General features: G+C 62.5%; 15 protein-coding genes. 8 read left to right on the top strand and 7 right to left on the bottom strand.

The window, feature by feature from the left end:
- The first annotated feature begins 5 nt into the window (after positions 1–5).
- From FF124_RS19495 to FF124_RS19480, 4 genes are all read left to right on the top strand, one after another.
- Positions 6–413 carry a VOC family protein gene (locus FF124_RS19495; RefSeq protein ID WP_138750156.1) on the top strand — a complete coding sequence of 136 codons (408 nt, stop codon included), beginning with the start codon at positions 6–8 and terminating at the stop codon, positions 411–413.
- Between the two features lie 176 nt (positions 414–589).
- Positions 590–1,234, top strand: coding sequence for an RdgB/HAM1 family non-canonical purine NTP pyrophosphatase (gene rdgB, locus FF124_RS19490; RefSeq protein ID WP_138750155.1), 645 nt, complete (start codon positions 590–592; stop codon positions 1,232–1,234).
- Positions 1,231–2,418, top strand: a complete 1,188-nt coding sequence (hemW, locus tag FF124_RS19485; RefSeq protein WP_425462555.1) for a radical SAM family heme chaperone HemW — start codon at positions 1,231–1,233, stop codon at positions 2,416–2,418. The genes rdgB and hemW overlap by 4 nt, the downstream gene beginning before the upstream one ends.
- A 104-nt stretch (positions 2,419–2,522) precedes the next feature.
- Positions 2,523–2,870 carry a hypothetical protein gene (locus tag FF124_RS19480; RefSeq protein WP_138750153.1) on the top strand — a complete coding sequence of 116 codons (348 nt, stop codon included), beginning with the start codon at positions 2,523–2,525 and terminating at the stop codon, positions 2,868–2,870.
- Positions 2,871–2,879: 9 nt separating this feature from the next.
- Here FF124_RS19480 and mnmA read toward each other — a convergent pair whose 3' ends face one another.
- From mnmA to wrbA, 3 genes are all read right to left on the bottom strand, one after another.
- Positions 2,880–4,073, bottom strand: coding sequence for a tRNA 2-thiouridine(34) synthase MnmA (mnmA, locus tag FF124_RS19475; RefSeq protein ID WP_138750152.1), 1,194 nt, complete (start codon positions 4,071–4,073; stop codon positions 2,880–2,882).
- Positions 4,074–4,168: 95 nt separating this feature from the next.
- Positions 4,169–5,035 carry an N-acetylmuramoyl-L-alanine amidase gene (locus tag FF124_RS19470; RefSeq protein ID WP_138750151.1) on the bottom strand — a complete coding sequence of 289 codons (867 nt, stop codon included), beginning with the start codon at positions 5,033–5,035 and terminating at the stop codon, positions 4,169–4,171.
- A 141-nt stretch (positions 5,036–5,176) separates the two neighbouring features.
- Positions 5,177–5,776: an NAD(P)H:quinone oxidoreductase gene (gene wrbA / locus FF124_RS19465; protein ID WP_138750150.1), complete on the bottom strand. Its 600-nt coding sequence runs from the start codon at positions 5,774–5,776 to the stop codon at positions 5,177–5,179.
- A gap of 205 nt (positions 5,777–5,981) precedes the next feature.
- Here wrbA and FF124_RS19460 point away from each other — a divergent pair, with 205 nt between their 5' ends.
- From FF124_RS19460 to gpt, 3 genes are all read left to right on the top strand, one after another.
- Complete coding sequence (locus tag FF124_RS19460; protein ID WP_138750149.1) at positions 5,982–6,725, top strand: competence/damage-inducible protein A; 744 nt, start codon at positions 5,982–5,984, stop codon at positions 6,723–6,725.
- A gap of 142 nt (positions 6,726–6,867) precedes the next feature.
- Positions 6,868–7,710, top strand: a complete 843-nt coding sequence (locus FF124_RS19455) for a universal stress protein (RefSeq protein ID WP_138750148.1) — start codon at positions 6,868–6,870, stop codon at positions 7,708–7,710.
- Between the two features lie 213 nt (positions 7,711–7,923).
- On the top strand, positions 7,924–8,421 hold the full coding sequence (gene gpt, locus FF124_RS19450) for a xanthine phosphoribosyltransferase (RefSeq protein WP_138750147.1): 498 nt from the start codon (positions 7,924–7,926) through the stop codon (positions 8,419–8,421).
- A gap of 84 nt (positions 8,422–8,505) precedes the next feature.
- Here gpt and FF124_RS19445 read toward each other — a convergent pair whose 3' ends face one another.
- From FF124_RS19445 to FF124_RS19435, 3 genes are all read right to left on the bottom strand, one after another.
- Positions 8,506–8,712, bottom strand: coding sequence for a hypothetical protein (locus tag FF124_RS19445; protein ID WP_138750146.1), 207 nt, complete (start codon positions 8,710–8,712; stop codon positions 8,506–8,508).
- 75 nt (positions 8,713–8,787) lie between these two features.
- Positions 8,788–10,101, bottom strand: coding sequence for a replication-associated recombination protein A (locus tag FF124_RS19440; protein WP_138750145.1), 1,314 nt, complete (start codon positions 10,099–10,101; stop codon positions 8,788–8,790).
- On the bottom strand, positions 10,098–11,573 hold the full coding sequence (locus tag FF124_RS19435; RefSeq protein WP_246072576.1) for a Do family serine endopeptidase: 1,476 nt from the start codon (positions 11,571–11,573) through the stop codon (positions 10,098–10,100). The genes FF124_RS19440 and FF124_RS19435 overlap by 4 nt, the downstream gene beginning before the upstream one ends.
- Before the next feature lie 163 nt (positions 11,574–11,736).
- Here FF124_RS19435 and FF124_RS19430 point away from each other — a divergent pair, with 163 nt between their 5' ends.
- Complete coding sequence (locus FF124_RS19430; RefSeq protein WP_425462553.1) at positions 11,737–12,120, top strand: lysozyme inhibitor LprI family protein; 384 nt, start codon at positions 11,737–11,739, stop codon at positions 12,118–12,120.
- Positions 12,121–12,193: 73 nt separating this feature from the next.
- Here the strand turns inward: FF124_RS19430 and FF124_RS19425 are convergent, their stop codons facing one another.
- Positions 12,194–12,871, bottom strand: a complete 678-nt coding sequence (locus tag FF124_RS19425) for a sugar transferase (RefSeq protein ID WP_425462554.1) — start codon at positions 12,869–12,871, stop codon at positions 12,194–12,196.
- Positions 12,872–13,020 lie beyond the last annotated feature (149 nt).

The following is a 13,020-nucleotide window of genomic DNA, read 5'->3' as shown; positions in this document are numbered from 1 at the left end:
TTGCCATGCCAATTGCCGCCGTTCTGGAAACTGCGCTCTATGCTGAGAACCTTGACGCCGCCGAGGCCTTCTACGGCGGCGTTCTCGGGCTCGAGAAGATAACCCGTGTCGAAAATCGCCATGTGTTCTTCCGCTGCGGACCGGGGGTGTTGCTGGTCTTCAACCCGACCGAGACGGAAAAGCATTCGGACGCCACGTCGTTTCCAGTCCCCACCCATGGCGCGCGCGGCCCCGGGCATGCCTGTTTCCGGCTCGAGGAAGACGATTTCGACTCGATGATCGCACGGCTTGCGGCCAACGGCATCGCCATCGAAAGCGATTTTCGCTGGACGAACGGCGCCCGCTCGATCTATTTCCGCGACCCCGCCGGCAACAGCCTGGAATGCGCCGAGGCAAAGCTCTGGGGGCTTTGATGACGATGGTTGGCCCCAAACCACCGTCATGCCGGCCTTGAGCCGGCATCCAGGGCCATACGGGTGGCTTGAAACATCGAGATCAGGCCCCTGCTTTGTTCGTAACGCCCTAAACCCCGGCTCAAGGCCGGGGTGACGGAAAGACGTAAAACCAGTTGAAGCCACCAGGAACTGACATGCGCAAACTCGAAACCAAGACCATCGTCGTTGCCAGCCACAATGCCGGCAAGATCGCGGAGATCGCCGAACTGATCGGCCCGCTCGGTTTTTCGGCCAAGTCGGCGGCAGAACTCTCCTTTGACGTGCCTGAAGAGACTGGCACGACATTCGAGGAAAACGCCGCGATCAAGGCGCTGGCGTCCGCGCAAAAGTCCGGCCTGCCGGCCCTTGCCGACGACTCTGGCATTGCCGTCGACGCCCTTGACGGCGCGCCCGGCGTCTACACCGCCGACTGGGCAGAGACCGAGGATGGCAGCCGCGATTTCATGATGGCGATGGAGAAGGTGGAAAAGGCGCTCGCCGAGAAAGGCGCGACGACGCCGGAGGCGCGCACCGCCCGCTTCGTCTGCGTGCTGTGTCTTGCCTGGCCCGACGGCCATACCGAGACGTTCCGCGGCGAGGTCGAAGGCAATCTCGTCTGGCCGCCGCGCGGCGAAAAGGGCCATGGCTATGACCCGGTGTTCCAGCCCAAGGGCCACGACAGGACGTTCGGCGAGATGGATCCGTCCGAAAAAGCCGAAGGCGGCCCGGCCGATGGCGGTGCGCTCTCCCACCGCGCCCGCGCCTTCAAGCTGTTCACCGAAACGGGACTTGCGCTCTGACAAACGACCCGGCGGCAACGGCAGGCATCAATGGCGATGACGGCGAACCGGGTTTCGGCGTCTATCTGCACTGGCCGTTCTGCGCGGCCAAATGCCCCTATTGCGACTTCAACAGCCATGTCCGCCACCAGCCGGTCGACCAGAAGCGGTTTGTCGCCGGCTTCCTGAGAGAAATCGCCCATATGCGCGCGCTTTCCGGGCCGCGCACCGTCACCAGCATCTTCATCGGCGGCGGCACGCCCTCGCTGATGGAACCGCAAACGCTGGGCGCGATCCTTGAGGGCGTCGCCGCGGCCTGGCATGTGCCGGACGGGATCGAGGTGACGCTGGAGGCCAACCCCTCGAGCGTCGAGGCAGAACGGTTTCGCGGATACCGCGCCGCCGGCGTCAACCGCGTTTCCATGGGCGTGCAGGCATTGAACGATCGCGAACTGCGCTTTCTCGGACGCCTGCACACTGTCGAGCAGGCGCTTGGCGCGATCCGTCTGGCCCGCGAGACCTTTCCGCGCATGTCCTTCGACCTGATCTATGCCCGTCCGGGGCAGACGGCGGAGGACTGGGAGCGTGAACTCAACCAGGCGATCGACCTGGCCGCCGACCATCTGTCGCTCTATCAGTTGACCATCGAGGAAGGTACGCGCTTCTTCGACCTCTATAACCGGGGCAAGCTCGTCGTGCCGGACGAGGACCAGGCGGCGCATCTCTACGAGGTGACGCAGGCCGTGACCGCTGCGCGCGGCCTTCCGGCCTATGAGGTTTCCAACCATGCCCGCCCAGGCGCCGAAAGCCGCCACAATCTCACCTATTGGCGCTATGGCGATTATGCCGGGATCGGCCCCGGCGCGCATGGGCGTCTGGGGACGGCTTCGGGCAAGACCGCGACGGCAACGGAGAAACACCCCGAGACCTGGCTGCAGGCGGCCGAGGCCCATGGCCATGGCATGATCGAGCAAGCATTGCTCTCTCAGGAAGAGCAGGCCGACGAGCTTCTGCTGATGGGGCTTCGGGTGAAGGAGGGCGTCGACCTCGCCCGCTGGTCTTCGCTCTCGGGCAAGCCGATGGATGCCGAACGCGAGGATTTCCTGCTGAACCTCGGCCTGATCGAGCGCATCGGCAATGCGCGCCTGCGCGCCACGCCCGAAGGCATGCTGCTTTTGAACAGGATCGTCGCGGAACTTTCCTGACGAGCGGGTTGCAAGCTGCTATAAGCACACGCGGAACCCGCCTTGGAGGCCGCGCGTTCATCATCACATACCGGAAAACTATTTCAGCGAAGAAAGACCGTCAGATGGCAAGTTCGAGCTATACACACCGCATGATCCGCGACCGGCTGAGCGCGGCCATCTGCATCATTTTCGGCATTTATATGGGCTATCTCGCCCATTCCGACGGCGTCGCGCTGACGCCGTCGCTGTTTTACGGGCTGGTCGCCTTCGTGCTGCTCGCCATGTTGCTGATGATCCTCAGAAACTTCATCTATGCCCTGATCATCGCCGGACTGATCGTCTGGCTCGCGGCCTATCTCGGCTTCGGCTGGGCCGACCAGTTGATCGCCTATATCGAACAACTGTTGCGGCTCGGCTACCAGGAATCGCTGAAACTGTTCATGTCCGCCGAGGCGCCGATCGCCACGTGACGGGCAGCGTCAGGCCGCGAGCCCGTCCATCAGGCTCTTCAGAGCCGCCTCGGCCTCCGCCGAACGCTCCGAACGATCGATGAAACCGCCGCCGAAGACGCGGGCGTCATTGCCCGGCGCATCATAGAGCACGCAGGCCTGGCCGCTGGCGATCCCCGCCTCGCCTTCCAGCAGGTCGACATAGACGCCGTTCTCGTCGGCATGCAGCCTGACGGGGAGCGGCGGACGCGTGGAGCGGACCTTGGCGAAACAGGAAAACCCGTCCGCCGCCGCCTCTTCAAGCGGCCCGTCGCCCAGCCAGTTGACGTCGCGCAGATAAATGCGGCGCGTTTCCAGCGCCTCGCGCGGGCCGACGATGACGCGGCGCGAACGGGCATCGAGATAGACCACGTAGAGCGGCTCTCCGGTGGCAACGCCCAGCCCCTTGCGCTGGCCGATCGTGTAGCGCACGATCCCCTCATGCCGGCCGAGCACGCGGCCGTCGAGATGCACGATCTCGCCGGAAAGCTCGGCATTGGGCTTCAGCTTGGCAATCACGTCGGAATATTTGCCCTGCGGCACGAAACAGATGTCCTGGCTGTCCGGCTTGTCGGCGACGATCAGGCCCATCTCTTCCGCCAGCCGCCGCGTATCGGCCTTCGGCAGGCCGCCCAACGGAAAGCGCAGGAAATCGATCTGTTCCTGCGTGGTCGCAAACAGGAAATAGCTCTGGTCGCGCTCGGCATCCACCGGACGGTAAAGCGCGCGGCGCATCGGGTTCTCCGGCATCGGGTTCGGTTTGGAGCGGATGTAGTGGCCGGTCGCCAGCGCATCCGCGCCAAGTTCCTTGGCCGTCGACAGAAGATCGGCGAACTTGACCGTCTGGTTGCAGGCAACACAGGGGATCGGCGTCTCGCCGGCGATATAGCTTTCGGCGAAGGGGTTGATCACCGTTTCGCGAAACCGCGCCTCGTAGTCGAGCACATAATGGGGAATGCCCAGCCGTTCGCAGACGCGGCGGGCATCGTCGATGTCCTGCCCGGCGCAGCAGGAACCGGCCCTGTGCACGGCCGCGCCGTGATCGTAAAGCTGAAGGGTGATGCCGAGGACATCATAGCCCTCGCGCTTCAAAAGCCCGGCCACGACCGAGCTGTCGACGCCGCCGGACATGGCGACGACAACGCGCGTGGCCTCCGGCTTCTTGTCAAAACCAAGTGAATTCATGATCCGCCAGTCCAGTTCAAGGTTGGATGTCAAACCGTTAATGTTGGCGGTGATATAGAGGCCCTGCCGGCAGGACGCAAGCAGAGCCTTGTTGCTCAGGCTTCCATCACCGGAGCGATATAGGCCGCGTGCACCCAGCCTGTGACAGCGCCCTCCCGGCCATCGGGACTTTCCGGCGCGACAAAGGCCCAGTCTCCCTGCCGCTGCATGATTTTCAACCGCGTGCCCTTCAGAAGCGTTCCGGGCGGCACCACCTTCTCGAAGACCGCGCCCGGCCCGCCGCGCAGATTGAGCCGCCCTGCCGTGACCACGGCCGCGGGCTCGCGATCGTCCGCCTCGCCGAGAAGCGCCCGGAAACGCTCCATCGGAAAGGCCGGCCCCGGATCGGTCTTCCAGCCGCGCGTGTCGATCTCCTCATGGCTGACGATCGCCTTGATCGGGTAAAAGCCGACAAGCGCCTGAACAAGGTCGACCCCAGTCGCAATCTGCGCCTCCGGGTAGAGCGGCCAGGCAAAACTGCCCGACCCGACTCGGGGCTGCGGCGCCATTTGATAACCGCCCGCCTTTTTCAGCGCCCGCTCGGAAAAGCGCTTGCCATAGGCATCGGTGAAATCGCCAAGCCCGTTCGGCTTCAGCCAGCCGGGATTGACGAATTCGATGCCGACGGAGAAGGCGTTCAACCCTTCAAGCGTGCCGTAGCGCGACGGGCCGGCATGCCATGCGGTGCGGTTGAAGGGCGCGATCTGCCAGGCCGTGCCATCGCGGTCGATCACCACATGGGCGCTCGACCCGCGATTGGCGGCGCCTGCCGCCGCGCCCATCAGCCAATCCCGGCTCGCCGCCCCGTTCCAGCCGGTTGTGTAGTGCAGCACGATGATGACCGGCGGGTTCTGCCGCCGGGCGCCGAGATTGGCGGATTGTCCGAACCAGATGCCCGGAATTCTGTGATTTTCGATCCGCATCGCGCGGCTCCTTCCTGCCTGTTTGAAACTGCAGGAATCCTAAGCGTCGTGATCGATGCGGGAGCCGCCGGGGAAAACCGGGGATACAAGAACGCGCGGACCGGAAGGCCCGCGCGTTGTCAAAAGCCGAAACCGTGAGCCTCAGGCGGCGAGCTTGGCTGCGACCTTGGCGACGTGACCGCCCTGGAAGCGGGCAGCCTCGAGCTCGACGGCAGACGGCATGCGCGAGCCGTCGCCATCAGTGATCGTCGAAGCGCCGTAGGGCGAACCGCCCTTGATCTCGTCAACGCCCATCTGGCCGGCAAAGGCGTAAGGCAGGCCGACGACGACCATGCCCTGGTGAAGCAGGGTCGGGATGAAGCCGAGAATGGTCGATTCCTGGCCGCCATGCTGGGTCGCCGAGGAGGTGAAGACCGATCCGACCTTGCCGACGAGCTTGCCGGTTGCCCAGAGCGCGCCGGTCTGGTCGACGAAATTGCGCATCTGCGAGGCCATGGTGCCGAAGCGGGTGCCGGCGCCGAAGATGATGGCGTCATACTGGTCGAGCTCGTTCGGATCGGCGATCGGCGCGTCCTGGTCGAGCTTGAAATGCGACGCCTTGGCCACCTCTTCCGGCACCAGTTCGGGAACGCGCTTGATGGTTACCTCGGCGCCTTCGGCGGCAGCGCCTTCGGCGACGGCCTTGGCCATGGCTTCGATGTGGCCGTAGGCCGAGTAGTAGAGAACGAGAACTTTCGCCATTTGAAACTCCATTGAACGGAATTGAAATCTGTGTCCCAGCAGATAGTCCTTCGAACGCGGCGAAGTCCAGAGGCCGCGGCATAGACGCAGTGTTCACACAATCCGCAGCAGATACGCTTTGCCGACGCGGCGGGCTTGAAGAAACGCAATCAAGGGTCCAAAACGTGACAACACGCCTGCTTCAATCGAACACGGACCAACCACAATGAGCGAAGACGACAATCCGACCGCGGCGATGCTCGCCATCGGCGACGAACTTCTGTCCGGCCGCACCAAGGACAGGAATATCGGCCATCTGGCAGAGGCGATGACGCTCATCGGTATCGGCCTGAAGGAAGTGCGGATCGTCGCCGACGACGAAGCCGCGATCGTCGAGGCGGTCAATGCGCTGAGAGAGCGCTACACCTATGTCTTCACCTCCGGCGGCATCGGCGGCACCCATGACGACATCACCGCTGATTCGGTTTCCGCAGCCTTCGGCCTGCCCTGCATCTACAACGACGAGGCGATGAGCCGGCTTGCAGCCCATTACGAGCGGCGCGGGATCGACTTCAACGCCTCGCGCCAGCGCATGGCGCGCATGCCGGAAGGGGCAACGCTGATCGACAATCCGGTCTCCACCGCGCCCGGTTTCGTCATCGGCAATGTCCATGTGATGGCAGGCGTGCCAAGCATTTTCGAGGCGATGCTCGACAATGTCATCCCGACTCTGAAGGGCGGCGCCCCGCTCGTCACCACGACCGTGGAATGTCCCTTCGGCGAAGGCGATATCGCGGAGCGGCTCGGCGAAATCCAGAAGGCCCACCCGAAGACCTCGATCGGCTCCTATCCCCGCTTTTCCTCCGAAGGTTTCCGCACCCAGCTCGTCGTCAGGGCGAGAACCGAGGCCGATGCGGAGGCGGCGGCCCAGGACATCCGCGCCATGCTCGCGGCAATGACGGCCGGTTGATTCCCGTGCCGCCTTACCCGAAAGGCGCGTTTCCGCCCTTCGCATTTTCTGGCATTAGGCTTAGACTGGAAGAGCAGTAACGGCCGGCGCGCCAGCCGGCATTTCATACGGGTGGGAGCCAAGCCCGAGAGGAGTGTTTGAGATGACCTACAAGACCATACTCGCCGTCATGGAATCACCGACGCAGGCCGGCGGCTTCCTCGATTACGCCGTTGAAATCGTTCGCTCCTTCGACGCACATGTGATCGGCCTCCATGCCGAGACCGTAAACCCGACGCCGATCATCGCGCCAATGGAAATCCCCGACCCGATCTCCATCCAGTCGCTTCAGGACATGGCGGAGAAACGCAGCGCCGAACTCGGCGATATTTTCAACAAACGCGCGGCGCGCGAGGGCATTTCCTATGAATGGCGCAAGATCGTCTCCGCCTCCGGGTTCTCCGGCTCATCGGTCATCGACAGCGCCCGGTCCTGCGACCTGATCATCGCCCCGCAGGTCAGCCCGGATGCCCCCGGAGACGCCCGCGCCGATTTCGAGAGCTTCCTGTTTGAAAGCGGACGCCCCGTGCTGCTCGTGCCGCATGTGGACAAGGTGGCAAAACCCTTCAACCGGGTGATGGTCGCCTGGAACGGCTCGCGCGAGGCCGCCCGCGCCACCTTCGATGCCCTGCCCTTCCTGAAGAAGGCCGGCGAGGTCGAAATCTTCTCGGTCAATCCGCATGACAGCAAGGATCAGGAAAGCGGCCTCACGGGTGCGGAAATCGCCTCGACGCTTTCCCGCCACGGCGTCAATGTGACCGCCACCAGCGCCCATGCCGACAAGGCGAAGGCAGCAACCATCATCGAGAACCGCCTGTCGGACAATTCCGTCGATCTTCTGGTCATGGGCGCCTATACGCATTCCAGGCTTTGGGAACTGCTGTTCGGCGGCGTCACCCGCACGCTGCTGGAATCGATGACGGCGGCGACGCTGATGTCGCGCTGATCCCGCGATCAGCCATCTTTCCGGCGACAGAAAGGCCGCATGCCTTGCCTTTTGGCGATGAATGCGGCTAATAGCGATGCCCAACGGCAGGCCGTTGCCTGCCCCGGGCATCGCAGAAGCATTTCATGCCCCCGGGGCCGGCCGGATGCCACTGGGCCGGACGGAGTTGTCGGCCGTCAAACCCTTTGCGTCACCCCTGTCCCGGAGCCTTTCATGTCCCTTCCCGAAAAAGCCTTTCCCGTTTCCTGGGATCAGTTCCACCGCGATGCCCGCGCGCTTGCCTGGCGCCTGTCCGGCCTCGACCAGACCTTCCATGCGATCGTCTGCGTCACGCGCGGCGGCCTCGTGCCGGCGGCGGTGATCTCGCGCGAGCTGGAAATCCGGTTGATCGAGACGGTCTGCATTGCCAGCTATCACGACTATACGAGCCAGGGCGAGACGAAGCTTCTGAAGGGCATTTCCGAGGCACTGACGAAGACCGGCGGCGAGGGCGTGCTGATCGTCGACGACCTGACGGATACCGGCAATACGGCGCGGGAAGTGCGCGATATGCTGCCGAAGGCGCATTTCGCCTGTGTCTACGCCAAGCCCCAGGGCGTGCCGACCGTCGACACTTTCGTCACCGAGGTCAGCCAGGACACCTGGATCTACTTCCCCTGGGACATGGGCTTCACCTATCAGGAGCCGATCAAGAAGGGCCCGGCGCAGTAAGCCGAGCCGTTTCAGTTCAGAGAAAAAACAAACGCCCGACCAGCTTCCCTTCTGGTCGGGCGTTTGCGTCGCGCGGCAGGGGGGTTACCGCTTGCGGAGACGGGCGCGGGCTGCGGGCGCGAGATAGTGGGTCAGCACGGGTCCCGCGACCCAGGCGATCAGCAGCATCGCGGGCAGCAGGAAGACGCGCGCATCGTAGAGCGGCGGCACGGTGAGGATCACCGCAACAATCGCGGCGCAGCCGATGGCGATAACAATGTAAGCAAGAACGCGGGCAGGCAGGTTATCCATTGCAGTTCTCCCTTCGAGTTGCTGGATAAACGCCGCATGAAGAGAAGAGTTCCCGCGGGAGCCGCCAAAAAGGGCTCAGCCGCCGTTGCGCTCGCGCCTGAGCTTCTCCCACCATTGAAGGCGCTTGTTGATCTCGCGCTCAAAACCGCGCTCGGGTGGCTGATAGAATTTCTGCCGGCCCATTTCGGTGGGAAAATAGTCCTGTCCGGAAAAGGCATCCGGCTCGTCGTGGTCGTAGCGATAGCCGTCGCCGTAGCCTTCGGATTTCATCAGCTTGGTCGGCGCGTTGAGAATGTGCTTGGGCGGCAGCAGCGAGCCGTGCTCCTTGGCCGCGCGCATCGCCGCCTTGAAGGCGGTATAGACGCCGTTCGATTTCGGCGCGGTGGCGAGATAGACGCAGGCCTCCGCCAGCGCCAGTTCGCCTTCCGGCGAGCCCAGATAATCATAGGCATCCTTGGCGGCATTGGCGATGACGAGCGCCTGCGGATCGGCAAGCCCGATATCCTCGGACGCCATGCGCACCAGCCTGCGACCGAGAAACAGCGGATCCTCGCCGGCATCGAACATGCGTGCGAGATAATAAAGGGCGGCATCCGGATCCGACCCGCGCACGGATTTGTGCAGGGCCGAAATCAGGTTGTAATGCCCGTCCTGGCCCTTGTCGTAGATCGGCGCGCGGCGCTGGACGATGTTCATCAGGCTTTGTGGATCGAGTCGCTCGTCGGCGCGGGCCGAACGCCAGACTTCTTCCGCAAGCGTCAGGATCGCGCGACCGTCGCCGTCGGCCATCATCACCAGCGTTTCGCGCGCGGCATCATCGAGCGGCAGCGCCCTGCCCTCGGCCTCTTCGGCGCGGCGCATCAGCTCAGCGAGGCTTTCGGCATCATGGGAACGGAAGGTCAGCACGCGGGCGCGCGACAAAAGAGCCGCATTGAGCTCGAAGGACGGGTTCTCCGTGGTCGCGCCGACGAGGATGATGGTGCCATCTTCCATAACCGGCAGAAAACTGTCCTGCTGGGCGCGGTTGAAGCGATGGATCTCGTCGACGAAGAGCAGCGTTTGCCGCCCGTTCATGCGCCTTGCGCGGGCTGATTCGAACACCTTCTTCAGGTCCGCCACGCCGGAAAAGATTGCCGAGATCTGCTCGAAGGCGAGGTCGGCCTCACCGGACAGGAGCCGCGCCACCGTGGTCTTGCCCGTGCCCGGCGGCCCCCAGAAGATCATCGAGCCGAGCGAGCCTGAGGCGATCATGCGCGTCAGCGCGCCGTCCGGACCGGTCAGATGCGGCTGGCCGGTCACCTCGCCGAGCGTCTTCGGCCGCAGCCGGTCGGCCAGCGGTCGCTTGTTTTCGATGTCCTCGGGGACGTGCGGGGCAAAAAGATCGTTCATCTGAATATCTGGTTTATCATCCTGCCGCCGCGATTGATGGAAAGACGCCAGTAGCCGGGCTTGTCCCCTGCCACATCCTCCAGCGTCGCGGTGGTATCGATCGGCGCGTCATTGACGGCAACGATGACGTCGCCCTTGGCAAAGCCGATCCGCTGGGCCGTGGAGCCCGGTTCGATATCGCTCACCACCACTCCATCATCGATCCCCGAAAGGCGCAACTCCTCGGCCACGCGCGGCGAGACGTTTTCCACCGTAAGCCCCGAGAAGGGCGAGGAACCATCGATCACGCGGGTATCGCGCGGCGGGTCTTCCGGGGCCAGATCAAGCGGAAGGGCGACGTGGGTCACCTGCCCGTCCCGCTCGACCGTCAGATCCGCGGTGTTGCCGATGCCGGCAACGGTCAGCCGATAGAGCAACGCATCGGGATGCTCGACCGGGATGTCGTTGACCGCAACGATCACAGAACCGGGTTCCAGACCGGCCTTTTCCGCCGGGCTGCCCGGACGGGTGGCGGAAATGATCGCGCCGCGCGCCGCCTTCAGCCCCAGCGCCTCGGCAATATCGGAGGTGACGGGGCCGAAGGTGGCGCCGACATAGGGCCGCTGGAAGCGCGTTTCGCCATCTTCGGCCGCCTTCAGGAATACCTTCACCATGTTGGCGGGAATGGCGAAGCCGACGCCGTTGGAACCACCGCCGGAGGAGAAGATGGCGGTGTTGATGCCGATCAGCTCGCCCTTCATGTTCAAGAGCGCGCCGCCGGAATTGCCGGGATTGATCGCCGCATCCGTCTGCAGGAAGAAGCCGAATTCGCCGTCATTGACGGCATTGCGCGCGCGGCCGGAGATGATGCCGCTGGTCACCGTCTGGCCGACGGCAAAGGGGTTGCCGATGGCAAGCGAGATATCGCCGACCTCGACATTGTCCGAATTGCCGATCGCCACGGTCGGAAAATTCTCGTCCGACTCGATCTTCAGCACGGCAAGATCGTAGCGGTCGTCCTTCAACAGCACCGAACAGGGAAATTCACGACCGTCGGCAAGGGCGACGCGCACGTCATCGGCCCCTGCAATCACATGATTGTTGGTGATCACCATGCCGTCGCCGGTCACGATCACGCCGGAGCCGAGCGAGGTCTGCCGCTCGGAACGGCCCGGCATCTGTTCGCCGAAGAAGCGGCCGAAGAACGGGTCGGAGAAGAGCGGCGACATGCGTCGCTGGACCATGCGCTCGGCATAGACATTGACGACGGCGGGCGCCGTTTCCTTCACCAGCGGCGCGTAGGAGAGCATCACGTCAGCCTGCGCCGCGGGCACCTGACGTTCCAGCGCGAACCCCTGATTGCCGGACAATGCCAGCGCGATCGAAAGCGCGCCGGCCACGGCGAAACGCCTTGACCTGTTCCGTGCACTCCGCGGTGCGGCGCGAACGCCGGTGTCTGAAATCGTCGGCTCGTTCATCACATCCATTGGCATTCAGAATTCCTTCATGTGTCACGACATAGCCTTCCCGGCGCTATAGAGATGTTACGCCGGGCGGAGAATCAAGGCTAGAAAGCCTCTTTGGCCAAAGCATGATTTCGCCGCAATTGCTGCCGCATTTTAGAACCGGCAGGAAACCAGTGATGAGGAGATCAGAATGAACCGTAAGTCCTATCTCGCATTCGGCGGCCTGCCCGCCGCCATGGCGCTGGCGCTCACGCTTTCGCTTTCAGCCCCCTTCGGCGGCAACGAGGCAAAGGCTGCCAGCTTCGACTGCTCGGCCTCCGGCCTGACGCCCAATGAAAAGACCATCTGCTCCAACCTCACGCTCAATGATGACGACGTGAAGATGGCGACCATGTACACCATGCTGAAGGGGCTCTTCGCCATGGGCGTCTCCGGCAACATGGCCGACGACCAGAAGGCCTGGCTGAAAACCCGCGAAGCCTGCGGCACCGACGTCTCCTGCATCGAAAAGGCCTATGAGGTGCGCATCGGCCAGTTGCAGAAGCTTTATGACGGGATCGACAAGCCGATTTGATCATTACAAACTGCAGAACGCGCAGATACTATTAGTCTACTCGTTCTGCAGTTTTCAGAAGCTCGCCAGAAACCTAAAACCCGGTACCGCGACCTACTTCGGAACGAATAGTCGCCAAGAGAATTTTTATGTCCAGCCAGAAGCTGTAGTTCTGCACGTAATAAAGATCACATGCAATTCGAGCTCTGGCTTCTCCGCGACGCGTAGTCGGACCCCGCCAACCGCGTATTTGCGCGAGGCCACTCAAGCCTGGACGCATGACGTGACGTTGCTGGTAATCAGGAAACAGCTCCTCGTATGCTATGTCTCCAGCCAACATGCCGACAGGGTGACAGCGCGGACCTATCAAAGACATGTCGCCTTTTGCTACGTTAAGAAGCTGAGGAATCTCATCGATATTGGTTCTTCGCAAAAAGGCACCGACTTTAGAAAATCTGTTGTTATTATTTCCAACCGAAGCTCCTGCGCCAAGCCCGGAGTTGCGCTGAGCCATTGTGCGAAACTTAATAATTCGAATTTTCTTTCCATTCTGTCCCCAACGCTCTTGGAAGAAAAACACAGGACCACGATCCTCCAACTTTATCAACGCAGAAACAACTAAGAAAAGCGGAGTCAGAGCAACCAAAGCACCAAGGGAAATTGCTATATCAAATGTTCGCTTGGAAAATAAAGCACCAGGGGAAATTGCTATATCAAATGCTCTCTTGGCAGATTTCGCCGGATACTTATTTGCGACAAACGCAGAATACAAGAAACCAAAAGCCGCTATAGTTCTGCCTAGGCTGTGTGGACGGATTTGATGAGGTTGAATGCTGCAGCGATTGACACGATGGCTGAAAAGTTGCGTTTGGTTTTCTCGCAGCGCAGAGCCACCCGTTTGAAGCGCTTGAGCTTTCCTAC

Source organism: Martelella lutilitoris, from assembly GCF_005924265.1.
GTDB classification, from domain to species: domain Bacteria; phylum Pseudomonadota; class Alphaproteobacteria; order Rhizobiales; family Rhizobiaceae; genus Martelella; species Martelella lutilitoris.
Note: the sequence above shows the minus strand (reverse complement) of the source record. Positions and strands in the feature narration are given on the sequence as shown.

What these genes read in the sequence shown, in the direction of transcription:
- FF124_RS19460 (WP_138750149.1), top strand. Translation starts at nt 5,982, where the DNA reads ATGAGCGAAGACGACAATCCGACCGCGGCGATGCTCGCCATCGGCGAC.
- FF124_RS19495 (WP_138750156.1), top strand. Translation starts at nt 6, where the DNA reads ATGCCAATTGCCGCCGTTCTGGAAACTGCGCTCTATGCTGAGAACCTT.
- FF124_RS19480 (WP_138750153.1), top strand. Translation starts at nt 2,523, where the DNA reads ATGGCAAGTTCGAGCTATACACACCGCATGATCCGCGACCGGCTGAGC.
- FF124_RS19445 (WP_138750146.1), bottom strand. Translation starts at nt 8,712, where the DNA reads ATGGATAACCTGCCTGCCCGCGTTCTTGCTTACATTGTTATCGCCATC.
- FF124_RS19470 (WP_138750151.1), bottom strand. Translation starts at nt 5,035, where the DNA reads ATGCGGATCGAAAATCACAGAATTCCGGGCATCTGGTTCGGACAATCC.
- FF124_RS19440 (WP_138750145.1), bottom strand. Translation starts at nt 10,101, where the DNA reads ATGAACGATCTTTTTGCCCCGCACGTCCCCGAGGACATCGAAAACAAG.
- FF124_RS19435 (WP_246072576.1), bottom strand. Translation starts at nt 11,573, where the DNA reads ATGCCAATGGATGTGATGAACGAGCCGACGATTTCAGACACCGGCGTT.
- mnmA (WP_138750152.1), bottom strand. Translation starts at nt 4,073, where the DNA reads ATGAATTCACTTGGTTTTGACAAGAAGCCGGAGGCCACGCGCGTTGTC.
- gpt (WP_138750147.1), top strand. Translation starts at nt 7,924, where the DNA reads ATGTCCCTTCCCGAAAAAGCCTTTCCCGTTTCCTGGGATCAGTTCCAC.
- rdgB (WP_138750155.1), top strand. Translation starts at nt 590, where the DNA reads ATGCGCAAACTCGAAACCAAGACCATCGTCGTTGCCAGCCACAATGCC.
- FF124_RS19455 (WP_138750148.1), top strand. Translation starts at nt 6,868, where the DNA reads ATGACCTACAAGACCATACTCGCCGTCATGGAATCACCGACGCAGGCC.
- FF124_RS19430 (WP_425462553.1), top strand. Translation starts at nt 11,737, where the DNA reads ATGAACCGTAAGTCCTATCTCGCATTCGGCGGCCTGCCCGCCGCCATG.
- wrbA (WP_138750150.1), bottom strand. Translation starts at nt 5,776, where the DNA reads ATGGCGAAAGTTCTCGTTCTCTACTACTCGGCCTACGGCCACATCGAA.